Annotated in this window: 24 protein-coding genes, 3 tRNA genes, 3 rRNA genes and 1 pseudogene; 18 read left to right on the forward strand and 13 right to left on the reverse strand. The window is 26.8% G+C overall.

Annotated elements, in window-relative coordinates; translation table 11 throughout:
* The first annotated feature begins 1 nt into the window (after position 1).
* Both apaG and RA161_02415 read left to right on the forward strand, forming a co-directional pair.
* Complete coding sequence (apaG, locus tag RA161_02410) at positions 2-379, forward strand: Co2+/Mg2+ efflux protein ApaG (GenBank protein WMY97366.1); 378 nt, start codon at positions 2-4, stop codon at positions 377-379.
* A 6-nt stretch (positions 380-385) separates the two neighbouring features.
* Positions 386-1,222, forward strand: coding sequence for a symmetrical bis(5'-nucleosyl)-tetraphosphatase (locus RA161_02415; protein WMY97367.1), 837 nt, complete (start codon positions 386-388; stop codon positions 1,220-1,222).
* Between the two features lie 7 nt (positions 1,223-1,229).
* Here the strand turns inward: RA161_02415 and folA are convergent, their stop codons facing one another.
* A complete protein-coding gene (gene folA, locus RA161_02420; GenBank protein WMY97368.1) occupies positions 1,230-1,733 on the reverse strand; it encodes a type 3 dihydrofolate reductase in 504 nt (167 codons plus the stop codon).
* A gap of 19 nt (positions 1,734-1,752) precedes the next feature.
* Positions 1,753-2,499 carry a 1-acylglycerol-3-phosphate O-acyltransferase gene (locus RA161_02425; GenBank protein ID WMY97369.1) on the reverse strand — a complete coding sequence of 249 codons (747 nt, stop codon included), beginning with the start codon at positions 2,497-2,499 and terminating at the stop codon, positions 1,753-1,755.
* A gap of 159 nt (positions 2,500-2,658) precedes the next feature.
* Between RA161_02425 and ribB the strand changes: the two genes are divergently transcribed.
* The 8 genes and pseudogenes from ribB to RA161_02465 all read left to right on the forward strand — a co-directional run bounded on the left by ribB (position 2,659) and on the right by RA161_02465 (position 9,528).
* Complete coding sequence (gene ribB, locus RA161_02430) at positions 2,659-3,303, forward strand: 3,4-dihydroxy-2-butanone-4-phosphate synthase (protein ID WMY97370.1); 645 nt, start codon at positions 2,659-2,661, stop codon at positions 3,301-3,303.
* Between the two features lie 34 nt (positions 3,304-3,337).
* Positions 3,338-3,595: an RnfH family protein gene (locus tag RA161_02435; protein WMY97371.1), complete on the forward strand. Its 258-nt coding sequence runs from the start codon at positions 3,338-3,340 to the stop codon at positions 3,593-3,595.
* A gap of 73 nt (positions 3,596-3,668) precedes the next feature.
* Positions 3,669-4,502 (forward strand): tRNA pseudouridine(38-40) synthase TruA, encoded by an 834-nt coding sequence (gene truA, locus RA161_02440; protein WMY97372.1) that lies wholly within the window; start codon positions 3,669-3,671, stop codon positions 4,500-4,502.
* Between the two features lie 69 nt (positions 4,503-4,571).
* Positions 4,572-5,414 (forward strand): annotated as a pseudogene (accD, locus tag RA161_02445) (acetyl-CoA carboxylase, carboxyltransferase subunit beta).
* A gap of 14 nt (positions 5,415-5,428) precedes the next feature.
* Positions 5,429-6,742: a bifunctional tetrahydrofolate synthase/dihydrofolate synthase gene (folC, locus tag RA161_02450; protein WMY97373.1), complete on the forward strand. Its 1,314-nt coding sequence runs from the start codon at positions 5,429-5,431 to the stop codon at positions 6,740-6,742.
* Between the two features lie 255 nt (positions 6,743-6,997).
* Positions 6,998-7,480 carry a CvpA family protein gene (locus tag RA161_02455; protein WMY97374.1) on the forward strand — a complete coding sequence of 161 codons (483 nt, stop codon included), beginning with the start codon at positions 6,998-7,000 and terminating at the stop codon, positions 7,478-7,480.
* Positions 7,481-7,511: 31 nt separating this feature from the next.
* Complete coding sequence (gene purF, locus RA161_02460; protein ID WMY97375.1) at positions 7,512-8,918, forward strand: amidophosphoribosyltransferase; 1,407 nt, start codon at positions 7,512-7,514, stop codon at positions 8,916-8,918.
* A gap of 19 nt (positions 8,919-8,937) precedes the next feature.
* Positions 8,938-9,528 carry a UbiX family flavin prenyltransferase gene (locus tag RA161_02465; GenBank protein ID WMY97376.1) on the forward strand — a complete coding sequence of 197 codons (591 nt, stop codon included), beginning with the start codon at positions 8,938-8,940 and terminating at the stop codon, positions 9,526-9,528.
* Between the two features lie 5 nt (positions 9,529-9,533).
* Here RA161_02465 and coaE read toward each other — a convergent pair whose 3' ends face one another.
* The 9 genes from coaE to RA161_02510 all read right to left on the reverse strand — a co-directional run bounded on the left by coaE (position 9,534) and on the right by RA161_02510 (position 18,541).
* Entirely contained in the window at positions 9,534-10,199 is a 666-nt protein-coding gene (coaE, locus tag RA161_02470) for a dephospho-CoA kinase (GenBank protein ID WMY97377.1), read from the reverse strand.
* Positions 10,200-10,209: 10 nt separating this feature from the next.
* Positions 10,210-10,344 (reverse strand): 5S ribosomal RNA (gene rrf, locus RA161_02475).
* Positions 10,345-10,382: 38 nt separating this feature from the next.
* Positions 10,383-13,307, reverse strand: a 23S ribosomal RNA gene (locus RA161_02480).
* 93 nt (positions 13,308-13,400) lie between these two features.
* Positions 13,401-13,473 (reverse strand) — tRNA-Ala (locus tag RA161_02485).
* Between the two features lie 34 nt (positions 13,474-13,507).
* Positions 13,508-13,581, reverse strand: a tRNA-Ile gene (locus tag RA161_02490).
* A 56-nt stretch (positions 13,582-13,637) separates the two neighbouring features.
* A 16S ribosomal RNA gene (locus RA161_02495) occupies positions 13,638-15,203 on the reverse strand.
* Together the 16S, 23S and 5S rRNA genes with 2 tRNA genes alongside form the textbook arrangement of a ribosomal RNA operon.
* 231 nt (positions 15,204-15,434) lie before the next feature.
* Positions 15,435-16,706, reverse strand: a complete 1,272-nt coding sequence (gene tyrS / locus RA161_02500) for a tyrosine--tRNA ligase (protein ID WMY97378.1) — start codon at positions 16,704-16,706, stop codon at positions 15,435-15,437.
* 68 nt (positions 16,707-16,774) lie between these two features.
* The gene (gene pdxH / locus RA161_02505) at positions 16,775-17,431 is read right to left on the reverse strand and encodes a pyridoxamine 5'-phosphate oxidase (GenBank protein WMY97379.1); all 657 of its coding nucleotides are present in this window, start codon (positions 17,429-17,431) and stop codon (positions 16,775-16,777) included.
* A 63-nt stretch (positions 17,432-17,494) separates the two neighbouring features.
* Positions 17,495-18,541 carry a rod shape-determining protein gene (locus RA161_02510; GenBank protein ID WMY97380.1) on the reverse strand — a complete coding sequence of 349 codons (1,047 nt, stop codon included), beginning with the start codon at positions 18,539-18,541 and terminating at the stop codon, positions 17,495-17,497.
* Between the two features lie 232 nt (positions 18,542-18,773).
* On the opposite strand from RA161_02510, the gene aroQ reads away from it, so the two are divergent.
* From aroQ to accC, 3 genes are read left to right on the forward strand one after another with little or no spacing between them, the layout of a single operon-like run.
* Entirely contained in the window at positions 18,774-19,244 is a 471-nt protein-coding gene (gene aroQ / locus RA161_02515; protein WMY97381.1) for a type II 3-dehydroquinate dehydratase, read from the forward strand.
* A gap of 25 nt (positions 19,245-19,269) precedes the next feature.
* On the forward strand, positions 19,270-19,722 hold the full coding sequence (gene accB / locus RA161_02520) for an acetyl-CoA carboxylase biotin carboxyl carrier protein (GenBank protein WMY97726.1): 453 nt from the start codon (positions 19,270-19,272) through the stop codon (positions 19,720-19,722).
* A gap of 26 nt (positions 19,723-19,748) precedes the next feature.
* Positions 19,749-21,104, forward strand: a complete 1,356-nt coding sequence (gene accC / locus RA161_02525; GenBank protein WMY97382.1) for an acetyl-CoA carboxylase biotin carboxylase subunit — start codon at positions 19,749-19,751, stop codon at positions 21,102-21,104.
* Here accC and RA161_02530 read toward each other — a convergent pair.
* Positions 21,101-22,000 carry an NAD(+)/NADH kinase gene (locus tag RA161_02530; GenBank protein WMY97727.1) on the reverse strand — a complete coding sequence of 300 codons (900 nt, stop codon included), beginning with the start codon at positions 21,998-22,000 and terminating at the stop codon, positions 21,101-21,103. The genes accC and RA161_02530 overlap by 4 nt on opposite strands.
* Before the next feature lie 123 nt (positions 22,001-22,123).
* Between RA161_02530 and grpE the strand changes: the two genes are divergently transcribed.
* Positions 22,124-22,729: a nucleotide exchange factor GrpE gene (grpE, locus tag RA161_02535; protein ID WMY97383.1), complete on the forward strand. Its 606-nt coding sequence runs from the start codon at positions 22,124-22,126 to the stop codon at positions 22,727-22,729.
* Positions 22,730-22,769: 40 nt separating this feature from the next.
* On the opposite strand, the gene ung is transcribed toward grpE, so the two are convergent.
* Complete coding sequence (gene ung, locus RA161_02540; GenBank protein ID WMY97384.1) at positions 22,770-23,450, reverse strand: uracil-DNA glycosylase; 681 nt, start codon at positions 23,448-23,450, stop codon at positions 22,770-22,772.
* A gap of 147 nt (positions 23,451-23,597) precedes the next feature.
* On the opposite strand from ung, the gene RA161_02545 reads away from it, so the two are divergent.
* The 4 genes from RA161_02545 to RA161_02560 all read left to right on the forward strand — a co-directional run bounded on the left by RA161_02545 (position 23,598) and on the right by RA161_02560 (position 25,183).
* Positions 23,598-23,672 (forward strand) — tRNA-Arg (locus tag RA161_02545).
* Positions 23,673-23,742: 70 nt separating this feature from the next.
* Complete coding sequence (gene fldA / locus RA161_02550) at positions 23,743-24,273, forward strand: flavodoxin FldA (GenBank protein ID WMY97385.1); 531 nt, start codon at positions 23,743-23,745, stop codon at positions 24,271-24,273.
* Between the two features lie 35 nt (positions 24,274-24,308).
* Positions 24,309-24,743, forward strand: coding sequence for a ferric iron uptake transcriptional regulator (gene fur / locus RA161_02555; GenBank protein WMY97386.1), 435 nt, complete (start codon positions 24,309-24,311; stop codon positions 24,741-24,743).
* A gap of 2 nt (positions 24,744-24,745) precedes the next feature.
* Complete coding sequence (locus RA161_02560) at positions 24,746-25,183, forward strand: rhodanese-like domain-containing protein (GenBank protein WMY97387.1); 438 nt, start codon at positions 24,746-24,748, stop codon at positions 25,181-25,183.
* Positions 25,184-25,267: the final 84 nt, after the last annotated feature.

The raw sequence follows: 25,267 nt of genomic DNA on the forward strand, positions 1-25,267 counted from the left end.
TATGCTAAATAAACCTAAAATTTGTATACAAGTACAAAGTATATACATAGAACATCAATCTTCTCCAGAAGAAGCAAGATTCGTTTTTGCTTATACAATTTCTATTAGAAATCTTGGTCGAAATACTGTACAATTAATTAAACGTTATTGGTTGATAACAAATAGTGATGGAAAAAGAACTGAAATTCATGGAGAGGGTGTAATTGGAGAACAACCTATAATTAAAGCAGGTTCTGAATATAGATACACTAGTGGAGCTATTATAGAAACTCCATTAGGAACAATGGAAGGACATTATGTTATGATTGATAACAAAGGAAAAAACTTTTATGTAGATATTCCAGTATTTAGATTAGCTATTCCAACACTAATAAATTAAAATTTTATGTCTATTTATTTAATAGGAGATATTCATGGTTGTTATGATGAACTCCAAATGTTACTTAAAAAAGTGAATTTTTCAAAAAATAAAGATACTCTTTGGATAACAGGAGATTTAATAAATCGAGGACCATATTCTTTAAAAGTACTACGTTATCTAAAAAAAATAGATAAAAATGTTAAAATAGTTTTAGGAAATCATGATATCAATCTTATTCAATTATATATAAAAAATGATAATTCACAATTCAATAAAAAAACAAAAGAAATATTACAAGCACCTGATATTCATGAAATCATTAATTGGTTAAAAAGAAAACCTATTTTACAAATTGATCATAAAAATAAAATTATTATGACACATGCTGGGATACCTCCTAAATGGAATCTAAAATTATTAATAACATATGCAAAAGAAGCAGAAAAAATTATTAGAAACAAACAATATCAAAAATATATAAATTTATTTGATAAAATCAATTCTACTATAGACTTTAGAACATCAAAATTATTTTTTTTAAAACGAATACAATTTACGATAAATGCATTAACAAAAATGAGATATTGTTTTATAAACAATAACGATAAATTATACATAAATTATAAAAAAATACCTAAAAACAAAGAAACACTTTTAAAACCATGGTTTAATTTTAAAATGAATATACCAAAAGAATATTCTGTTATATTTGGGCATTGGTCTGACTTAAATAGGAAAAAAGTTCCTAAAAAAATTTATGCATTAGATACTGGATGTTGTTGGGGAAATTATTTAACATTACTAAGATGGAGCGATAAAAAATTCTTCTATCAACCATCCTATATACATAAAAAAAAATAATTTCTTATTAAATTCGTTCCATTATTTTAAAATAATGATCATAGATATTTTTTTTATCTAATTTATAATACTTAAAAAAAATAGTTTTCCATTTTTCTAAAAAAAAAAATGGAAAATATCTATCCCCACAAATATTTAATTTAACATATGTTAAATATAAACGCCTTGCATAAGGAAAAAATAATTCATACATTTTGCTCCCACCAATAACCATGATTTCTTCATTAGTATTCTTTGCTATTTTTAGTACAGAATCTAATGAATTAACTAAAATTGTGTTTTTCATTATATTTTTTTTTAATATTCTTTTACTTAATATAATATTAATTCGATTATTTAAAGGATGTCCTATAGACTCATAAGTTACACGACCCATCACAATGATTTTGTTTAAAGTATTTTTTTTAAACCAAAATAAATCATTAGGTAAATACCAAGGAATTTTATTATTTAAACCAATAACTCTATTTAAAGACATCGCAGCAATTAAACTAATATTCATCTGATTCATTTATTGTTATTTCTTTACTTTAAAATTTATTTTTTTTATTTTCTATATATGTAACCTTTTTATCTAGTTTATTAATAGTAGATTTCATCTTATTAAAACAATAATTAGATAAGTAACTAATATTTTTACTATTTTTTTTATCTAAATTAACATTAATTTTAGGTAATATTTTTATAATAACTATTCCATTATCCCAACGATTCCACTTTATACGATTTTGAGTTTTTGATACACATATAGGAACAATAGGAATTTTTCCAATAATAGAAAGATAAAAAGCGCCTGATTTGAAAGGCTTCAAATTTTTTCCTTTATTCCGAGTACCCTCAGGAAAAAATAAAACAGATATATTTTTTTTCTTAATTTTATTTAAAATATATATAATTGTATTATACGATCTTCTATGATTTTTTCTATCAATAAATATATTTCCAGATAACCAATAAAGAATTCCAAAAAATGGAATATATAACAAATTTTTTTTTCCTATAGTCACAGTTTTTTTTTGTATTACATTTGGTAATGTGATTAAATCATAATTATTTTGATGATTGCTAATATAAATACTAGGTCCATAATCTTTTATTTCTTTAGGAATTATTTTAATAATTTTAATTCCAAATAAATAAGATAATAAACCTAAAACACGAGATATATACATAACGTTAGAAACATTTTTAAAATTTAATAAACAGTATATTATACCAAAAAAAAGAAAAAATATAATAAATATTATTAATATTAATAATCGAATAATAGCTAACATGTTAAAATTTTATTCCTAATAAAAAAATATAAATGAATATTAAAAAAATAATATATAAAAATATATACTACTTTTTTAAAAAAAAGTGTAATTTCTCATTTTTAACAAAAAATTCTATAATAAAAATAATGTTATTTATAATGAAAAATAGAGGACTTTATGAATCATAAAGCAATTAATTTATATGGTAGTACAATAGAAAGAATAGAAAATGCTATTAATGCTTTAAAAAATGGGAAAGGTATTATGGTATTAGATGATAAGAATCGTGAAAATGAAGGAGATATGATTTTTGCAGCAGAAACAATGACTGTAGAACAAATGACTTTCACTATAAGATATGGAAGTGGAATCGTTTGTCTTTGTATTACAGAAAAACACAGAAAAAAATTGAAATTACCTATGATGGTTAAAAATAATTCTAGTAATTTTCAAACAGCATTTACTGTTACAATAGAAGCAGCTGAAGGTGTGACTACTGGAGTCTCTTCAAAAGATAGATTAACTACAATTAAAAAAGCAATTGCTCATAATGTTAAACCTACTGATTTAAAAAGACCAGGTCATGTTTTTCCACTAAGAGCAGTAGAAGGTGGAGTACTTCAAAGAAGAGGACATACAGAAGCTGCTATTGATTTAGTAACTTTAGCTGGATTTCAACCTAATGGAGTATTATGTGAATTAATAAATGATGATGGAACAATGGCACGAATGTCTGAAGTATTATCGTTTGCAAATCAATATAATATGCCAGTAATTACAATTCAAGATTTAGTAGAATATAGAATTAAATTTAATAAATAATTTTTTTTAATTTTTGTAATATTATTATTTTTTTATGATTAAAATTGAAGTAGTGTATGCTTTACCAAAAAAACAATTTATAATTCAAACTATATTACCAAAAAACAGCACAGTAAAAACAGCTATAATAAAATCAAAAATTTTAAAAATAAGGAAAGAAATAAAATTAAATAAAAATAAAATTGGAATATACGGAAAAATTGTAAAACTAAATGATATAATTTTTGAAGGAGATCGAATTGAAATTTACCGTTCTCTAACATTTTTATCTAAATTAAGATCTAAACTTTAATTTAAATAAAAATGTTTTTTTTAAAAAAAATTAAAAAAAACTAATTTATATTTATTTTAAATATTTAATATTCATGAATAATAAAAATAATAATTTTAGTTTAAATAAACTAAATAATAATTATAATAAAATTGCATTAGGTATAGAATATGATGGTAGTAATTATTATGGTTGGCAACGTCAAAAAAAACTAAAAACTATACAAAGTACTATTGAATCTGCAATACATCAAATTACAAATGAACATATTCAAGTTTATTGTGCTGGAAGAACAGACAAAGGCGTACATGCAATTAGACAAGTTGTTCATTTTGAAACAAAAAAAATATATAAGCAATCAACTTGGATCAACGGTATAAATAGTTTTTTACCTAATGATATAGTTATATGTTGGCAAAAAACAGTTGATTCTTCTTTTCATGCTAGATTTAGTGCAATATCAAGAAAATATCGTTATATTATTTTGAATCATCAATGCAGGCCAGCAATTTTATCAAATTATGTAACACATTACAAATTTAAATTAGATTTTAAAAAAATGCACACTGCTGCACAATTTTTGATAGGAGAACACGATTTTACACCATTTAGATCCAATTCCTGTCAATCAAAAACACCATTTCGAAATGTCAAAGAAATTAATATATACCGTCATGGTTATTATATTATTATAGATATAATAGCAAATTCTTTTCTTTATCATATGGTTCGTAATATTGTCGGAACATTAATACAAATTGGTTCAGGGAAAAAGGATATTTATTGGATTAAAAAAATACTATCACTTAAAAATAAATTTTTTTCTATAGAAACCGCAAAAGCTAAAGGTTTATATTTAGTTTCTATTAACTATCCAATCGAATACAAAATTCCAATAGAAAAAATAGAAAATATTTTCTTAACTTAAAATCATACTTAAAAAAATTATTTTAAAAAATACAAATATACTAATAATTCTATATTAATAGGTTAATAAATGAATTGGATTGAAAAAAAAATTAGGAAAAAAATTATTAAAAAAAACAACATCTCTAATATTCCACAAGGAATCTGGACAAGATGTACATCTTGTAAACAAATTTTATATAAAAATGAATTAGAAAATAATTTGGAAGTTTGTAATAAATGTGATTATCATATGTACATATCAGCGAGAAAACGTCTAACTTCCTTTCTTGATTCAAAATCAAAAATTAAAGAAATTGGAATCGAATTAGAACCAAAAGATATATTAAAATTTAAAGATATTAAAAAATATACAGATCGTATATTAGATGCACAAAAAAATACAAATGAAAAAGATGCATTAATTGTTATGGAAGGTAAATTAAAAGGAATGAAAATAGTTGCAGCAGCATTTGAATTTGATTTTATGGCTGGTTCAATGTCTTCTGTTGTAGGAACTCGATTCGTATATGCTGTGAATCAAGCATTAAAAAAAAAATGTCCATTAGTATGCTTTTCTGCTAGTGGTGGTGCAAGAGTACAAGAATCTTTCCTATCTTTAATGCAAATGGCTAAAACAAGTGCTGCTTTAGCTAAAATACAAAAAAAAGGACTACCATACATTTCAATACTGACTAATCCAACAATGGGTGGTGTATCTGCAAGTTTAGCAATGTTAGGAGACATTAATATAGCTGAACCGAAAGCATTAATCGGATTTGCTGGGCCAAGAATTATTGAACAAACTATTCATGAAAAGTTACCAAAAGGATTTCAACGTAGTGAATTTTTAATTGAAAAAGGAGTAATAGATATGATTGTAAAAAGAACAGAAATGAGGAATAAAATCGCAGAAATATTGGCAATATTAACACATAAAAAAATATAATGATTAAACTAAAATTAATAAAAACACCAAAAATCAATTCTTCACTCAAATATTGGCTACGTTACTGTAGTCATCAACATCATAAATCTATAGATCTTGGATTAGATCGTATTAAAAAAGTAGCAAAAAAATTAAACGTCTTAAAACCTGCAAAAAATGTTATTATTGTTTCTGGAACCAATGGAAAAGGTACAACATGTCATTTAATAGAATCTATTCTATTACATTCTAAAATTAAAGTTGGTGTATATAGCTCACCACATATACTTTCTTATACAGAAAGAGTAAGAATTGAAGGAAAAACGTTAAATCAAAAAGATTTTTGTACAGTATTTAACAAAATAGAATCTAATAGAAATAATATCCCTCTTACATATTTTGAATATAGTACTCTTGCCGCATTAGAATTATTTAAAAAATATAAAGTAGAACTTGCTATCCTAGAAGTTGGATTAGGAGGAAGATTAGATGCAACAAATATCATTGATGCTGATATTTCAATAATCACTAATATTGATTTTGATCATCAAGAATGGCTAGGAAATACAATTAAAAAAATAGGAAAAGAAAAATGTGGGATTTTTCGTTCTGATAAATATGCTATTTTTGGTGATTCAAAATATTCAAAATATATAAAAAATTTTTCAAAAAAAATTAATACAAAACCTTTTTTCTATAAAACCCATTGGAATATAAAAAAATTTCAAACATATTGGGAATGGAAATATAAAAAATTTATTTTAAAAAAATTACCTTATTCAAAGCATATTCCTATAAAAAATATTGCTACTGGACTGGCAGCAATTTATTGTCTTATGCAAATTAACAATAAATACAAAAAAATTTCATATACATCAATCACCTATGGATTAAATCATGCTAAATTACCAGGACGATTTCAAATAATTTCTAAAAATCCATCGATCATACTAGATGTTGCTCATAATCCACACGCAGCATATTTATTATCTCAAAAAATCTCTAAATTATTTAAAAAAAAGAATTCAAAAGTACATCTTTTAATAGGTATTTTAAAAGATAAAGATATAAAAAATATTATCAAACCTCTATTAAAACAAGTTAATGTATGGTATGTAGCTTCACTACAAGAAGAACGAGGAGCAGATTATTCTATGATAATAAAATATATTAAAAATTCTTTATATTATACTTTTAATTCGGTCAAAGATGCATGGATAAAAATAAAAAAAAATGTTGAAAAAAATGATATTATCATAGTATGTGGATCATTTTATACTGTTTCACATATAATGAAAATATTAAAAAAAAGAATTACTTTAAATGATTACTAAAATTATTAAAATTATTATGAATTTATTTTTTTTTATTTTAATATACATTTTTTTTTCTTCTTTTAATTTTTTTTAAAAAATTAAAAATTGTATTAGTACATATATATAATATTAATTATTTAATATAAAATATATAAATAACTAAAAAATAGTATAATTAAACTTTTTAAATATTTTTTAAATTTTTAAAAAAAAATAAAATATCTCACTAAAAATATTTTAAAAACAAGTATTTTTGATTTCAGGGTAAAAATTATGGTTTGGATTGATTATATTATTATTATTATAATTACATTTTCTTCTTTAATGGGAGTCATCAATGGATTTATAAAAGAATTTTTTTCTTTAGCAATATGGTGTTCTTCATTTATTATATCTAATAAATTTTATTCTTATTTAACAACATATATTACATATTTTGAAAATATTTTGTTAAAAAATATTATTTCAATTGCAATTATTTTTATTGCCACATTAATAATAGGCTCTATCTTTATGTCCATATTCATATCATTAATTAAATACACTGGATTATCTAGTACAGACAGAGTTTTAGGATTATGTTTTGGGATGTTTAAGGGTATAGTTATTATAAGTGCAATAATTTTTGTTCTTGATCATTTTACATCATTATCATTAAATGAGTATTGGAAACAATCTGAATTTATACCTCATTTTAATAAATTAATAAAATTATTTATATTTCATTTTAAAGAAAAAATATATTTTTTATTATAAATTTTCAATAATCATTTATGGAAAAAAATAAATGTGTGGAATTATAGGAATCTATTCTTTTAAATCTGTCAGCCAAATGATTTATAATGGATTATTAACTTTACAACACAGAGGACAAGATGCATCTGGAATTGCAACTATTCATAAAACTAAATTAACATTAATAAAAAAAAAAGGATTAGTAAAAAATATCTTTAATAAACGAAATATATTAAATAAACTAAAAGGTAATATAGGTATAGGACATGTTAGATATTCAAATAGAAAATTTAATTCAATAAACGAAGCACAACCATTCTATGTTAACTATCCATATGGATTATGCTTAGTACATAATGGAAATATAACTAATAAAAATGAATTAAAAAACAAAATATCTATAGCACATCACCATATTAATAGTTATTCTGATTCTGAAATATTACTCAATATAATTGCATATCAATTTTCAAAATATAATTATAACAATCTTTGTGCTAAAAACATTTTCAATATATTCAATTTAATATTTAAAGAAGTAAAAGGTGCATATTCTTGTATTTTGCTAATTATAGGATATGGTTTAATTGCATTTAGAGATCCAAACGGTATTAGACCTTTGGTTATAGGAACAAAATATATAAAAAAAATTAAAAAAAAAGAATATATGATAGCTTCTGAAAGCATTACATTAGAATCTCTTGGATTCCAAGAGATTCGAGATGTTAATCCAGGAGAAGTAATTTGTCTTGAAAAAAATGGAAAATTTTACAATCATAAATGTATTAAAAATACAAAATTGATTCCTTGTCTTTTTGAATTCATATATTTTGCAAGGCCAGATTCTTACATAGATAATATTTCTGTTAGCGAAGCTAGATTAGAAATGGGCAAAATTTTAGCAAAAAAGATTAAAAAAACATGGAAAAATACAAAAATTGATGTAGTAATTCCAATACCAGATACTTCTTATAATACCGCATTAGAAATTTCCAGAATTTTAAATATTCCATATCGACAAGGTTTTATAAAAAATAACTATTCTGGTAGGTCATTCATAATAAATGAAAAAAATCAAAGAAATAAAACTTTATCTACTAAATTTATAGTCAATAAAATATATTTTAAAAATAAAAATATATTACTCATTGACGATTCTATCATCAGAGGAGATACTGCAAAAAAAGTAATTTTTCTAGCAAAAACTGCAGGAGCTAAAAAAATTTTTTTTGCTTCTGCTGCACCACAAGCAAAATTTGCTAATATTTATGGAATAAATATTCCATCTTCAAAAAAACTAATTTCATATAATAGAAAATTAAAAGAAATAAAAAATATTATTGGAGCAGATAAATTAATATTTCAAGATCTTAAAGAATTAATAAAAGCACTTAAAAAAAAAAACAAGAAAATAGAAAATTTTGAATCTTCTATATTTAATGGAAAATATATTACTTAATTAAAAATAAAAAATTAAAATGAAAAAAAAAATTATTATTGGAATAACTGGAGCAAGTGGTATTATTTATAGTATTAAACTTTTAGAATACTTAAATTTACTTCCAAATATTGAAACCCATTTAATTATAAGTTATTCCGCAAGACAAATTCTATCTCTAGAAACAAAATATACAATCAAATATTTAAAATCTATAGCAAATGTATTTTATGACTATAGAGATACTTCTGCAAGCATTGCTTCTGGTTCATTTATTACTTCTGGAATGATTGTTTTACCATGTTCAATTAAAACACTTTCTAGTATAGCTAATAGCTATAGTAATACATTAATTATTCGAGCTGCTGATGTTATTCTAAAAGAAAATAGAAAACTAATACTTTGCGTTAGAGAATCACCTATACATATAGGACATATTGATTTAATGTCAAAAGTAATAAAAATGGGTGCTATTGTTGCACCTCCTATACCTCATTTCTATCATAAACCAAAAAAAATAGAAGATATTATTATGTACACTATATACAGAATTATAGATCTATTTGGAATAGATAATTTAAACAACAAATCTTTTCTAAGATGGAAAGGAACGAAAAAAGATAATTTTTAAATAATTTAAATAACTTTTTTAGAATAAAAAATATACTTTTCATGCAAATAATCTACTTCTTTATAAGGAAAAGGTTTATTATCAAAATTTTCAATGACATCATTAGCTTTATTTAATCGTTCAATTCTAGAAATTTGACTATAAATTATTTTTTTTACATCTTTTGAAGATGTGTTGTCTCGTTTAATGACTCTATTAATTTGTTCTTTTTCAATACTATCTATAACTAATATTCTATTAAATAGTTTTTCTCTTTGATTTTCAAAAAGAAGAGGCATAACACAAATAATATAAGGATATTCTTTATGTGTTTTAATTTTTTTTTTTATTTCTTTAAAAATAATTGGATGTAATAAAGAATTTAACCATTCTTTTTCTTTTTTATGACAAAAAATAATCTTTCTTAAATATTTACGGTTTAATAAACCATCTTTATTTAAGATTTTCGAAGAAAAATGATTTTTAATAATTTTTAAAATTAAATTATTATTAGTTAATATATTTTTAGAAATAATATCAGCATCAATTACTAGTACTCCTTTTGAAATAAAAAGATTAGTAATGAGACTTTTTCCAGAACCTATACCGCCTGTTACACCTACTATATAATTATTTTGATTATTTACCATACAAATTTCATTAATTATATCAATCAAATTATCTTTATACATAAGATAAGAAGTCTAGCAGTTCCCTACTCTCACATGAGGAATCCTCACACTACCATTGGCACTACGGCATTTCACTTCTGAGTTCGGTATGGAATCTTATTTAAATAAATAATTCAGGTGGTACTACCGCGCTATTACTGCTAGACAAAATAATATTTTTTTAAAAAATGTCTTTGGTGTTGTCAGGTTAAGCCTCACGGATTATTAGTACTGGTTAGCTGAACATATCACTATGCTTACACATCCAGCCTATCTAAGTTCTAGTCTTGAACAATCCTTTAGGATTTTTTAAAAATCAGGGAAGACTAATCTTGAGGTAAGTTTCCTACTTATATGCTTTCAGCAGTTATCTTTTCCACACGTAGCTACCAGGCAATGCCATTGGCATGACAACCTGAACACCAGAGGTGTGTCCACTCCGGTCCTCTCGTACTAGGAGCAGCTCCTCTCAATCTTCCTACGCCCACGACAGATAGGGACCGAACTGTCTCACGACGTTCTAAACCCAGCTCGCGTACCACTTTAAATGGCGAACAGCCATACCCTTGGGACCTGCTTCAGCCCCAGGATGTGATGAGCCGACATCGAGGTGCCAAACACCGCCGTCGATATGAACTCTTGGGCGGTATTAGCCTGTTATCCCCGGAGTACCTTTTATTCGTTGAGCGATGGCCTTTCCATTCAGAACCACCGGATCACTAAGACCTACTTTCGTATCTGCTCGCGTTGTCACGCTCGCAGTTAAGCTAGCTTATGCCTTTACACTAACCTCACGATATCCGACCGTGATTAGCTAACCTTAGTGCTCCTCCGTTACTCTTTAGGAGGAGACCGCCCCAGTCAAACTACCCACCAGACACTGTCCTTAATCCGGATTACGGATCCAAGTTAGAATAACAAATACAAAAGGGTGGTATTTCAAGGTCGACTCCATACATACTAGCGTACATATTTCATTGTCTCCCACCTATCCTACACATCAATATTTATCATTCAGTGTCAAGCTATAGTAAAGGTTCACGGGGTCTTTCCGTCTTGCCGCGGGTACACTGCATCTTCACAGCAAATTCAATTTCACTGAGTCTCGGGTGGAGACAGTCTAGCCATCATTACGCCATTCGTGCAGGTCGGAACTTACCCGACAAGGAATTTCGCTACCTTAGGACCGTTATAGTTACGGCCGCCGTTTACTGGGGCTTCGATCAAGAGCTTATTCATTATTTTAAAAACTAATAAAAATCACCCTATCAATTAACCTTCCAGCACCGGGCAGGCGTCACACCGTATACTTCCACTTTCGTGTTTGCACAGTGCTGTGTTTTTAATAAACAGTTGCAGCTAGCTAGTATCTGCGACTGACTTCAGCTACAAACGTAAAGTTATTCACTTACATGTCAGCATGCCTTCTCCCGAAGTTACGGCACTATTTTGCCTAGTTCCTTCACCCGAGTTCTCTCAAGCGCCTTAGTATTCTCTACTTAACCACCTGTGTCGGTTTGTAGTACGATTAATAAATATCTGAAGCTTAGAGGCTTTTCTTGGAAGCTTGGCATTAACTAGTTTGTCAAATAAATGACTACTCATCACGCCTTGATGTTTACAACAATACGGATTTTCCTATATTGTTCATCTACACGCTTAAACCGAGATATCCAACACTCGGATAGTCTAGCCTTCTTCGTCCCCCCTTCGCAATAGTTATTAGTACAGGAATATTAACCTGTTTCCCATCGATTACGCTTTTCAGCCTCACCTTAGGGGTCGACTCACCCTGCCCCGATTAACGTTGGACAGGAAACCTTAGTTTTTCGGCGAGTAGGTTTTTCACCTACTTTATCGTTACTTATGTCAGCATTCGCACTTCTGATACCTCCAATAAATTTCTCAATTTATCTTCAACAGCTTACAGAACGCTCCCCTACCCAGCAAAAAAATTGCTGTCGCAGCTTCGGTACATAATTTTAGCCCCGTTACATCTTTTGTGCAGACCGACTCGACCAGTGAGCTATTACGCTATCTTTAAATGATGGCTGCTTCTAAGCCAACATCCTGGCTGTCTATGCCTTTCCACTTCATTTCCCACTTAATTATGATTTTGGGACCTTAGCTGGCGATCTGGGTTGTTTCCCTCTTCACGACGGATGTTAGCACCCGCCGTGTGTCTCCCATGATAAAATTATTTGGTATTCGTAGTTTGCATCGGTTTAGTAAGTCAGGATGACCCCTTAGCCGAAACAGTGCTCTACCCCCAATAATCAATTCATAAGGCGCTACCTAAATAGCTTTCGGGGAGAACCAGCTATCTCCCGGTTTGATTGGCCTTTCACCCCTAACCACAAGTCATCCGCTAATTTTTCAACATTAGTCAGTTCGGTCCTCCAATTAGTTTTATCCAATCTTCAACCTGCTCATGGTTAGATCACCGGGTTTCGGGTCTATATCTTGCAACTATTCGCCCAATTAAGACTCGGTTTCCCTATGGCTCCCCTATATATTTGGTTAACCTCGCTACAAAATATAAGTCGCTGACCCATTATACAAAAGGTACGCAGTTGCCCTATTATAGGCTTCTACTGCTTGTACATACACGGTTTCAGGTTCTATTTCACTCCCCTAACCGGGGTTCTTTTCACCTTTCCCTCACGGTACTATTTCACTATCGGTCAGTCAGTAGTATTTAGCCTTAGAGGATGGTCCCCCTATATTCAGACAGGATTACACGTGTCCCATCTTACTCTTCGAGTATAAGAACTAGAATGTTTTCAGATACGGGGCTATTACCCTTTATAGCTATATTTTCCAAAATATTCTCCTAACATTGATAATCCTTATATATCACTCTGGGCTTTTCCCTATTCGCTCGCCACTACTAAGGGAATCTCAATTGATTTCTTTTCCTCAGGTTACTAAGATGTTTCAGTTCTCCTGGTTCGCCTCATTTAACTATGTATTCATTAAATGATAATGCAAAAGCATTGGGTTACCCCATTCGGATATCATCAGTTATTACGCTTCTTATCAACTTACTGACGCTTTTCGCAGATTAGCACGTCCTTCTTCGCCTCTGACTGCCAAGGCATCCACCGTGTACGCTTTGTTCGCTTAACCTAACAACCCAAAGACATTTTTTTATACTTTTTTTTTAAAAAAAGTATTCTCAAATTATATTTTAAAAGAACGAAAAAAATAAATACTCAGCTATGGAGCTAAGCGGGATTGAACCGCTGACCTCCTGCGTGCAAAGCAGGCGCTCTACCAGCTGAGCTATAGCCCCTTTATATATTTATATAAATAAATAGGTGTTTTTATAGGCCTGAGTGGACTTGAACCACCGACCTCACCCTTATCAGGGGTGCGCTCTAACCAACTGAGCTACAAGCCTAATAAGTTACATTATTTAGTTTGCATGAATACCCATCTACTATATTTACTTAATAGTAAGGAGGTGATCCAACCGCAGGTTCCCCTACGGTTACCTTGTTACGACTTCACCCCAGTCATGAACCACAAAGTGGTAAGCGCCACCTACGTTTAAATAGTTAAGCTACTCACTTCTTTTGCAACTCACTCCCATGGTGTGACGGGCGGTGTGTACAAGGCCCGAGAACGTATTCACCGCGGCATTCTGATCCACGATTACTAGCGATTCCGACTTCATAGAGTCGAGTTGCAGACTCCAATCCGAACTTAGACGTACTTTTTGAGTTCCGCTTCCCATTACTGGCTTGCCTCTCTTTGTATACGCCATTGTAGCACGTGTGTAGCCCTACTCGTAAGGGCCATGATGACTTGACGTCATCCCCACCTTCCTCCGGTTTATCACCGGCAGTATCCTTTGAGTTCCCGACTTACTCGCTGGCAACAAAGGAAAAGGGTTGCGCTCGTTGCGGGACTTAACCCAACATTTCACAACACGAGCTGACGACAGCCATGCAGCACCTGTCTCATAGTTCCCTAAGGCACGTTTATTTCTCAATAAACTTCTATGGATGTCAAGAGTAGGTAAGGTTCTTCGCGTTGCATCGAATTAAACCACATGCTCCACCGCTTGTGCGGGCCCCCGTCAATTCATTTGAGTTTTAACCTTGCGGTCGTACTCCCCAGGCGGTCAATTTAACGCGTTAGCTACGGAAGCTACAGTTCTAAGACTACAACCTCCAAATTGACATTGTTTACGGCATGGACTACCAGGGTATCTAATCCTGTTTGCTCCCCATGCTTTCGCACATGAGCGTCAGTCTTCGCCCAGGGGGCCGCCTTCGCCACTGGTATTCCTCCATATCTCTACGCATTTCACCGCTACACATGGAATTCTACCCCCCTCTACGAGACTCTAGTTATTCAGTTTTGAATGCAGTTCCTAGGTTGAGCCAAGGGATTTCACATCCAACTTAATTAACCGCCTGCGTGCCCTTTACGCCCAGTAATTCCGATTAACACTCGCACCCTCCGTATTACCGCGGCTGCTGGCACGGAGTTAGCCGGTGCTTCTTCTGTCGGTAACGTCAAATAAAAAAAGCTATTTGCCTCTATTACCTTCCTCCCGACTGAAAGTACTTTACAACCCGAAGGCCTTCTTCATACACGCGGCATGGCTGCATCAGGCTTTCGCCCATTGTGCAATATTCCCCACTGCTGCCTCCCGTAGGAGTCTGGGCCGTGTCTCAGTCCCAGTGTGGCTGGTCATCCTCTCAGACCAGCTAGAGATCGTAGCCTAGGTGTAGCCTTTACCTCACCTACTAGCTAATCTCATATGAGTTCATCCAAAGGCACATGGTAAGTTTTAATAAAAACTTATCCCATGCTTTGCTCAAAAGAGAATTTATGCGGTATTAGCTATCGTTTCCAATAGTTATCCCCCTCCTCTGGGCAGATCCCCATACATTACTCACCCGTCCGCCGCTCGCCAGCAAAAAACATAAGTTTTTTCTGTTGCCGCACGACTTGCATGTGTTAGGCCTGCCGCCAGCGTTCAATCTGAGCCATGATCAAACTCTTCAATTATATTAAAACACAATCTTCAATAATAAATTAATTTAAAAAAACTAATCTTTTATAAAGATTAAAAAAATTAATGTTATTTAATAAATAGAATGAGTATCCACGCAAACTTAATATAATTTTTTTAAAAGAACTATGTAAATTTTACATTTTACTTAATTTTACAAATAAAGTCAAGTGATTATTATATAATCACTTTTAAAAATAAATAAACAAATTAAGAAGTAAATATTATTACTTCCAGTATATTAAAAAAAAAACTTTTTTTCCTTTTTTAATTAATGTGTAATGTTTATATAATATATCCTGATTTTGAAAAATATATTCGGGAGATGTAACTAACTTCCCATTAATTAAAATCGAATTCGAAATAATCAATTTTTTTGCAAAACTTTTAGAATCTGCAATTTTTGATTTTAATAAAGAATCAACTAAAGATGCACCAATATTTAAATTAATTTTTTTTATTCCATCATTAATTAACTGTAAAAAATCTAAAATTTCTAATTTGTCTAATTTTTTAGAAAACAATTTTTTACTCATTCTTTTTGCTTTAGATAATTCATTCTCTCCATGAACAAAAGATGTCATATGTTCTGCCAATAAATATTGTGCTTTTTTAGATTTTGGATTTTGAATACAAAAATCCTTTAAATAATTTATCTCATCTAAAGATATTTTAGTAAAATATTTAAGATAAGAATATACATCTATGTCATTAAGATTTATCCAAAATTGATAAAAATCATATACACTCGTTTTATCAGAATTTAACCATATAGTTTTTTTTTCTGTTTTTCCTATTTTATCACCATTTAAATTAACCATTAATGGCAGTGTAATACCATATACTTTTTTTTTATATAAACAATGAGTTAAATGAATACCAGAAATAATATTACCCCATTGATCTGATCCACCTATTTGAAGCTCCACATTATAAGTTTTATAAAGATAGGAAAAATCATAAGATTGCATTAAATGATATGAAAATTCGGAATAATTAATTCCATCTTTTTTTTGATCAAAACGTTTTTTAATAGATTCTTTATTAATCATTTGATTTATAGAAAAAAATTTTCCTATTTTACATAAAAAATATAAAATATTAATTTCTTTAAACCAATCATAATTATTTAATATTTTTACTTTACTATTTGAAGAATTTAAATTTAAAAAAAAATAGATTTGTTCACTTATTTTTTTTATATTGTAAAATAATTGATCTATTTTTTGTATTTTTCGCTTACTCAATCTAAAACTAGGATCTCCAATTAAACCAGTAGCCCCACCTAAAACAATAATTGGTTTATGGCCTATTTCTTGTAAACTTTTTAAAAAAAATAAAGGAATCAAATGTCCAACATGTAAACTATCAGAAGTTGGATCAAAACCACAATAAAAAGCAATTCTTTTTTTAAATCTTAACATTAATTCTTTTTTATTTGTCCATTTACTAATTAAATTTCTTTCTTCTAATCGTTTAATCACATCACGAGAAAACATAAATATCCTTTTGAAATATTTAAAAAATAGAAAAACTAATTTTAAAATTAATATTAGTTTATAATATTTTACGGTGCTAATCTATATATTATCCAACTTTTATTTTTTTTTTTATACAAAAAACGATCATGAAGACGTTTTGTTCTACCCTGCCAAAATTCTACAAAATTAAATTTAATTCTATATCCTCCCCAATAATAAGGATATGGAATTTTTTTATTTTTATATTTTTTTTTATATTTTAGAAATAATTTTTCTAGTTGAGAACGATTAGAAATAATACTTGATTGTTTTGAAATTAAAGTTGAAATTTGATTATTTTTAGGTCTACTATAAAAATATTTTTTTACTTTTAAAAAAGGAATTTTTTCTGCATTTCCGATAAATAAAACCTGACGATCTAAAATGTTCCATGGAAACAAAGCACTAACTTTATTATTTAAAGAAATATGTCTAGCTTTACGACTACTAAAATTTGTATAAAATATAAGCCCATTCTTATCAAAATATTTTAACAAAACTATTCTTTGATAAGGTTGACCAAAATGATCAACAGTAGATACACACATTGCACTTGGATCAGGTATAGACGATTTATAAGCATCTATTAACCAACGATGAAATATTTTCAATGGATCTTGAGTTAAATTATTTCTTCTTAATTCTCCACGAATATACTCTCTACGAATATTATTAATATTAATAGATGATATTTTTTTTTTCATTTCTATACCTGTATTAATAACTTTTATTTTATAAAATATTAATTAAATTGCGAAAAAAAATTTTTAAAAAATGAAGAAATCACTATTTTTTTCACTAAACATTTGTAATGCTTTTCCTCCTCCACGAACTACAGAAGTTAAAGGATTTACATCAACAATTACAGGCATTTTCAATTCATTCATAAATAAATGATCGAAATTTCTTAATAAAGAACTACCTCCTGTTAAAACTATTCCTTTTTGTGAAACATCAGAAGCTAACTCTGGAGGACATTTTTCTAAAACACATTTTACTAAATTAATTAAATTCATAATTGGATCTTTTAATGCTTCTATCACTTCAGTAGAATTTAAAATTAAACTTCGAGGTATACCTTCAGATACATTTCGACCTCTAATTTCCATTTTTTTTATCTGATCATTAATTTTAATAGCACAACCTATCTTATGTTTAATCTTTTCAGCAGTTGTTTCACCTATCAATATACCATATTGACGACGAACATAATTTATAATACTTTCATTAAATTTATCTCCACCAATACGAGTAGAAGAAGAATATACTATTCCATTCAAAGAAATAACAGCGACTTCTGTAGTACCTCCACCAATATCAACAATCATAGAACCTTTAGCTTTATAAATCGGTAATCCCACTCCTATTGCTGCTGCCATTGGTTCTGAAATTAATAAAACTTCACGCACATTACTTGCATGTAAAACAGACTCTCTAATCGCACGCTTTTCAACTTGTGTTGCTCCTATTGGAACACAAACTAATATTCTGGGACGAGGACATAAAAAACACTTCTTATGTACCTTTCTAATGAAAAATTGCAGCATCTTTTCAGTAATATCAAAATCAGCTATAACTCCATCTTTCATAGGACGAATTGCATAAATATTATTTGGAGTTCGTCCTAACATTCTTTTTGCTTCATATCCTATTGCAACTATATTCGTCTTTAAATTTATTTTATTTTTCTTAATAGCTACAACAGAAGGTTCATTTAAAACAATTCCTTTTTCTTTTATATAAATCAAAGTATTTGCCGTACCTAAATCTATAGATAAATCCTGAGTAAAAAAACTTCGAATTTTTTTAAACATACCTTAAAAAACCTGTAAAAATTATTTAAATTTAAGTATATTATCATAAAAAAAAAATAATAAAAAATTACATTTATATATTGTATTTTTTTTAAAATCGAAATATATCATATATTTAATAAACGTGAAAATATCTTTTAAATCTCATTGATATTATCTTTTTCAATAATATGAAATCTGTAAATTTTATTTTTTTTAAGTATAATAAAAAATATTTATAAGGATTAAAAAAATGAAATTTCATTTTCATGTTTTAATTTTAAATGGACCAAATTTAAATATGTTAGGAAAGAGAGAAGAAAAAATATACGGAATAGAAAATTTAAAAAATATTAATAATAATATTATAGAAAAAGCTAAACAACTTGATATTTACACTACTTTTTTTCAATCTAATGCAGAATATCAATTGATAAATAAAATACATAACGCCTATAAAAAAATAGATTTTATCTTAATTAATCCAGGAGCTTTAGCTCATAGTAGTATTGCATTAAGGGATGCAATACTAAGTGTAAATATTGATTTTTATGAAATTCATATAAGTAATATTTATAAAAGAGAAAAATTTAGACATTTTTCTTATTTATCCGACATTGCAGTTGGTGTAATTTGTGGTTTTGGTCAAAATACCTACCTTTACGCTTTAGATGCTGCTTATCAATTTTTAATAAAAAACAAAATGAATGTTAATAAAAGTTAACATTCATAAAAAATTGGAAAAAACTATGGATATTCGAAAAATAAAAAAATTAATTAAATTAGTTGAAAAATCAGGAATTATAGAGCTAGAAATTTCTGAAGGCAAAGAATCAATACGAATAAATCGATTAAATAATATAGGTCAAACATCAGTTTTGCAACAAAATCACAATATTTCAAAGTCAATGTTAACCGATTCAAACAATTACATTAAAAAAAACCAAAAAATAGTAAAAAAAAATACTGAACATGTCATTCGTTCACCTATGGTTGGAACATTCTATTCCTCTCCAAACCCAGAATCAAAACCTTTTATTAAAATAGGACAAAAAGTTTTAATTGGAGATACTTTATGTATAATTGAAGCAATGAAAATGATGAATCAAATAGAAAATAATAAAGAAGGAATTGTTAAAAATATTCTTGTAGAAAATGGAGAATCTGTTGAATTTGATCAACCTTTAATTGTTATTGAATAATAAAATCAAAATGAGGTATTATATTGATGTTTAAAAAAATTCTCATTGCTAATAGAGGCGAAATCGCTTTAAGAATTTTACGTGCTTGTAAAGAACTCGATATTAAAACAGTTGCTATTCATTCTACAGCAGACAAAAATTTAAAACATGTCTTATTGGCAGATGAAACTGTTTGTATAGGTCCATCTGAATCTTCTAAAAGTTATTTAAATATTCCTGCTATTATATCAGCAGCAGAAATTACTGGATCTGAAGCCATACATCCTGGATATGGATTTTTATCAGAAAATGCAGATTTTGCAGAACAAGTTGAACAATCTGGATTTAAATTTATTGGACCAAAACCTGAAACAATCAAATTAATGGGAGATAAGATCTCTGCGATACAGATTATGAAAAAAATAGGAATTAATTGTCTTCCTGGATCTAATGAACCATTAAAAAATAATATTGAAATTAGCAAAAAAATTGCAAAAAAAATAGGATATCCCATTATAATAAAATCTTCTCAAGGAGGAGGGGGGAGAGGAATGTGTATTGTATATCATGAAAATGATTTAGAAAAATCAATATTATTAACTCAATCAGAATCTAAATCAATCTTTAACAACAACACCATTTATATAGAAAAATTTTTAAAAAACCCTAAACATATTGAAGTACAAATTTTATCAGATGGAAAAAATGCTATTTATTTATTTGAAAGAGATTGTTCAATACAAAGAAGATATCAAAAAATTATAGAAGAAGCACCGGCTATCAATATAAAACCACATATCAGAAAAATTATAGGTGAATGTTGTGTACAAGCATGTTTAGAAATTAATTATCGTGGAGCTGGAACTTTTGAATTTCTCTATGAAAATGAAAAATTCTATTTTATTGAAATGAATACGAGAATTCAAGTTGAACATACCATTACTGAAATGATTACAGGAATAGATCTAATTAAAAATCAAATTAAAATAGCCTATGGATTACCACTAATGATCAAACAAGATCAATTAAAAATCAATGGACATTCCATAGAATGTCGAATAAATGCAGAAGATTCTACTACTTTTTTACCAAATTCTGGAAAAATTGCATGTTTGCATGTTCCAGGAGGATTAGGTATAAGATGGGAATCACATATTTATAATGGCTATACCATACCAACTTATTATGATTCTATGATAGCAAAATTAATATCATATGGAGAAAATAGAAATATAGCAATTAAAAGAATGAAAAATGCTTTATCAGAATTAATCATAGACGGAATCAAAACTAATATTACTTTACAAAAAGCAATTATTAATGAAAAAAATTTTATTCAAGGAAAAACTAATATTCATTATTTAGAAAATCATTCTAATTATTTTCTAAAATTGAAATACTAAATATATCTTTTTAACCAACCAAGTTTCATTCGAAGAAAATTAAAATAATCATAATAATAGGGATGAATAAAATATAATTTTTTATTACTTTTTTTAATAAAAATTTCATCTCCTTCTTCTATAGAAGAAACTATTTGACTATCAAACATAATTTGATAGTTAATACACTTTTCTTTAAACTTTAAATTAATAATACTATTACTATTAATAACAATAGGTCTTGATGAAAGAGTATGAGGAAACATTGCAGTTAAAATAATCACATCTGAATTTGGAATTACAATAGGACCACCTGCTGAAAGTGAATAAGCTGTAGAACCTGTTGGTGTGCTAATAATTAATCCATCAGAACGTTGAGAAAATGCAAACTTGTTATTAATAAATACTTCAAAATCAATCATATTAGCTATTTTTGAAGAATGTAAAATTACTTCATTAATTGCAATAAAATTTAAAAAATTTTTTTTATTCAATTTATTTATTTTTATTTCCAATACAAAACGTTTTTCTTCAAAAAAATTACCTTGCAATATTTGATCTAAAAAATGTAAAAAATTTTTTGAACTGAGATCAGTTAAAAAACCAAGATTCCCTTGATTTATACCAATTATTTTCTTTTGATAATTAATTATTGTTCTAGCTATTCTCAACATGCTACCATTACCGCCGATAATAATTATTAAATCTACTATTTTTCCAATTGTAATTAAATCTTTTACAAAGATATTAGAATTTAAATTTAATTTTTTTTTTATTTTTTCTTCAATAAAAACTTTATAATTTTGGTTATTTAACCAATTAAATAAAATTTTATATAATTTTAATCCCTGAAAATTTCTAGGATTACCAACAATTCCAATTTTTTTAAACAAAAAACTATTTTTTTTATTTTTAATAGACACTATTAATTCCTTTCATAAATAATTATAATCTCTTGAAACTATATTTTTTATCCCCATTATTACTAAATTAGTTTATAATTTTTCAAAAAAACAAAAATACAAAATGTGGGGATACTCATGAACAAAAAAGAAAAAATACATAATGAGAAAACTTCTACAAATATAGAAAAAGAAAATCAAAAAATTGAAAATAATAAATTCACTGAAGAAATTCATGATGTCAATCCGCAAATAGAAAAACAAATTACAAAATATACCAATGAAACAATTTTAAAATTAAAAGAAGAAATTAACATATTAAAAAAAAAAGAAAGAGATATTATACTACGTTCTAAGGCTGAAATTGAAAATATAAGAAAAAGAAATGAAAAAGATATTGAAAAAGCTTATAAATTTTCATTAGAAAATTTTATAAATGATTTGCTTCCAGTTATCGATAATTTAGAAAGAGCAATATCAATTTTTGATAAAAATACCAAACAATATCCTTCTATTTTAGAAGGATTAGAATTAACATTAAAAACTTTTTTAAACATATTAAATAAAAATGGTATAAACAGCATAGAAAAAAATAATGTTCCATTTGATCCTTCTTTACATCAAGCAGTAACTGTTAAAAAATCTGACAAACATGAACCAAACCAAGTAATTGATGTGATGCAAAAAGGATATACAATACATGGAAGATTACTTAGACCAGCGATTGTAATCGTATCACAATAAAATCTTTATATAAAAAAAATATTATTATGTAATAACATTTTTAATTTGAAATATACCAATCAATAGGTTTTTTTTTTTGATTTACTAATAAATAATTTGTTTTTGTAAAATGTTTACATCCAAAAAAACCGTTAAAAACAGAAAATGGAGATGGATGGGATGCCTTTAATATAAAATGCTTTTTAGTATTAATTAATTTAACTTTTTTTTGAGCATACTTTCCCCATAATAAAAAAATTACTCCATCATGAAAATGACTAATAATAGAAATGATTTTATTAGTAAAAATTTCCCATCCAATATTCATATGAGAATTTGGTCTACCTTCTTCTACAGTTAATACACTATTTAATAATAATACACCTTGTTTTGCCCAATAAGCTAAATTTCCATTTTTTATAGAATTAGAAAATGACATATCATTCTCTAATTCTATAAAAATATTCCTTAAAGAAGGAGGAATAATATTTGAATTAACAGAAAAACATAATCCATTAGCTTGATCCTTACCATGATAAGGATCTTGACCAATAATTACTACTTTAATTGAATTAAATTTTGTATAATAGAAAGCATTAAAAATTTTATTAAATGAAGGATAAATAATAAATCCGCTTTTTTTCCTCATATAAAGAAAATTTAATATTTTAATGAAATATTTTTTTTTTTTTTCTAAATCAATTATTTTTTTCCACGTTAAAGAATTTTTCTGATATATCATAAAAAATATTTAAAAAATAATAAAATAATTGAAAATTATACATTGTATATTATAATGTATACAATAATTAAATTTGTATAATTTATCTATTTATATAAATAAAATATTTTTTTACATTTTTTTATTAAATTAAATTAAATTTTATCAGCGTCCTTAGCTCAGTTTGGATAGAGCACCAGCCTTCTAAGCTGGGGGTCACAGGTTCAAATCCTGTAGGACGTGATTATTTATAATAATAAATAAAATCTGTCATAAACATATCTTTATATAAATAAAAAAAGAGATTGATTCTATGGATAAAATTGGTATATTTTTTGGAAGTGATACTGGAAATACTGAAAACATTGCTAAAAAAATTCATAAAGAGCTATATAAAAATGATGTTTCATCAGTAATATATGATATATCTTCTTCAAAAAAAGAAGATATTGAATTATATAATATTTTGATTTTTGGGATTCCTACTTGGTATTACGGAGAATCTCAGTGTGATTGGGATGATTTTTTTCCTATTTTAAAAAAAATAAATCTTAAAAATAAAATCTTTGCAATTTTTGGATGTGGAGATCAGGAGGACTATTCTGAATATTTTTGCGATGCAATGGGAATAATAAATAATATTTTAAAAAATAAAAATGGAAAAATTATTGGATCTTGGTCAACAAAAAATTATACTTTTGAACAATCTAAAGCTTTAATTAATAAAAATAATTTTGTAGGATTAGCAATCGATGAAGATAGACAACCTCATTTAACAAAAAAACGTATTCAAAAATGGATTAAACAAATTTTAGATGAAATAAAAAAAATTAATACAAAATAAAATTTTGATATTTTTATAATTAAGGTTTATTCATTATGCATATTAATAATCAATCTTTAAAAATTGCTGGGTTAAAAGTAACATATCCTCGTTTAAAAATATTAAAAATACTAAAAAGAATAAAAAAACATCATATTAGTGCTGAATATCTATATAAAAAACTTACTAATCTTGGAGAAGATATTGGACTTGCTACAGTTTATAGAGTATTAAATAATTTTGATAAAGCTGGAATTGTTACTAAACATAATTTTGAAAGCGGAAAATCTACTTTTGAATTAATTAAAAAAAAAAATCATGATCATTTAATTTGTCTGGATTGTGGTAAAATCATGGAATTTTATGATAAATACATGAATAAATACCAAAAAAATATTGCAAAAAAATATGGCATTAAACTATCTAATCATAGCATTTATTTATATGGAAATTGCGAAAAAAAAAATTATTGTAAAAAAAAGATCAAATAACAATGAATGAAATCACAGTTTTTTTAAAAAATCATCCTTATATAACAACAATTTGGATTATACTTTTTTTTAGTATTATTTTTTTATGGACTAGAAATTTATTCTACAAAATAAAAAATATTTCTATATTTAAAGCAATAAATCTCTTTAATAAAGATAAAGCAATATTTTTAGATATCAGATCAAAACAAAATTTTGCATTGGAACATATTGTAAATTCTATTAATATAGAAGAAAGGGATTTTAATAAAGAAAAAATAGAAAAATTGAAAAAATATAAAAATAAATATATTATTATAATTTCTTATAATGGAAATGAATCATTTAAAATTGCTAGAAAATTAAAAAAATTGAACTTTCCACTTATTTTAATTTTAGAAAATGGAATTAAGGGTTGGTTAGAAAACCATTTCCCTACAACTAAAACAAAAAATAATTAAAAATATAAAAAATATTTTTTATTAAAAGTAAATGTATAATTAATATTTACATAAATACGTAAATATTAATTATATTAAATTGTT

Origin of the sequence: Arsenophonus sp., assembly GCA_031446085.1 — a bacterium.
In the GTDB taxonomy this organism is placed as follows: Bacteria; Pseudomonadota; Gammaproteobacteria; order Enterobacterales; family Enterobacteriaceae.

Excerpts from the sequence above, each read along its gene's own strand:
- apaG (WMY97366.1), top strand. The coding sequence starts at position 2 with ATGCTAAATAAACCTAAAATTTGTATACAAGTACAAAGTATATACATA.
- RA161_02415 (WMY97367.1), top strand. The coding sequence starts at position 386 with ATGTCTATTTATTTAATAGGAGATATTCATGGTTGTTATGATGAACTC.
- folA (WMY97368.1), bottom strand. The coding sequence starts at position 1,733 with ATGAATCAGATGAATATTAGTTTAATTGCTGCGATGTCTTTAAATAGA.
- RA161_02425 (WMY97369.1), bottom strand. The coding sequence starts at position 2,499 with ATGTTAGCTATTATTCGATTATTAATATTAATAATATTTATTATATTT.
- ribB (WMY97370.1), top strand. The coding sequence starts at position 2,659 with ATGAATCATAAAGCAATTAATTTATATGGTAGTACAATAGAAAGAATA.
- RA161_02435 (WMY97371.1), top strand. The coding sequence starts at position 3,338 with ATGATTAAAATTGAAGTAGTGTATGCTTTACCAAAAAAACAATTTATA.
- truA (WMY97372.1), top strand. The coding sequence starts at position 3,669 with ATGAATAATAAAAATAATAATTTTAGTTTAAATAAACTAAATAATAAT.
- folC (WMY97373.1), top strand. The coding sequence starts at position 5,429 with ATGATTAAACTAAAATTAATAAAAACACCAAAAATCAATTCTTCACTC.
- RA161_02455 (WMY97374.1), top strand. The coding sequence starts at position 6,998 with ATGGTTTGGATTGATTATATTATTATTATTATAATTACATTTTCTTCT.
- purF (WMY97375.1), top strand. The coding sequence starts at position 7,512 with ATGTGTGGAATTATAGGAATCTATTCTTTTAAATCTGTCAGCCAAATG.
- RA161_02465 (WMY97376.1), top strand. The coding sequence starts at position 8,938 with ATGAAAAAAAAAATTATTATTGGAATAACTGGAGCAAGTGGTATTATT.
- coaE (WMY97377.1), bottom strand. The coding sequence starts at position 10,199 with ATGTATAAAGATAATTTGATTGATATAATTAATGAAATTTGTATGGTA.
- tyrS (WMY97378.1), bottom strand. The coding sequence starts at position 16,706 with ATGTTTTCTCGTGATGTGATTAAACGATTAGAAGAAAGAAATTTAATT.
- pdxH (WMY97379.1), bottom strand. The coding sequence starts at position 17,431 with ATGAAAAAAAAAATATCATCTATTAATATTAATAATATTCGTAGAGAG.
- RA161_02510 (WMY97380.1), bottom strand. The coding sequence starts at position 18,541 with ATGTTTAAAAAAATTCGAAGTTTTTTTACTCAGGATTTATCTATAGAT.
- aroQ (WMY97381.1), top strand. The coding sequence starts at position 18,774 with ATGAAATTTCATTTTCATGTTTTAATTTTAAATGGACCAAATTTAAAT.
- accB (WMY97726.1), top strand. The coding sequence starts at position 19,270 with ATGGATATTCGAAAAATAAAAAAATTAATTAAATTAGTTGAAAAATCA.
- accC (WMY97382.1), top strand. The coding sequence starts at position 19,749 with ATGTTTAAAAAAATTCTCATTGCTAATAGAGGCGAAATCGCTTTAAGA.
- grpE (WMY97383.1), top strand. The coding sequence starts at position 22,124 with ATGAACAAAAAAGAAAAAATACATAATGAGAAAACTTCTACAAATATA.
- ung (WMY97384.1), bottom strand. The coding sequence starts at position 23,450 with ATGATATATCAGAAAAATTCTTTAACGTGGAAAAAAATAATTGATTTA.
- fldA (WMY97385.1), top strand. The coding sequence starts at position 23,743 with ATGGATAAAATTGGTATATTTTTTGGAAGTGATACTGGAAATACTGAA.
- fur (WMY97386.1), top strand. The coding sequence starts at position 24,309 with ATGCATATTAATAATCAATCTTTAAAAATTGCTGGGTTAAAAGTAACA.
- RA161_02560 (WMY97387.1), top strand. The coding sequence starts at position 24,746 with ATGAATGAAATCACAGTTTTTTTAAAAAATCATCCTTATATAACAACA.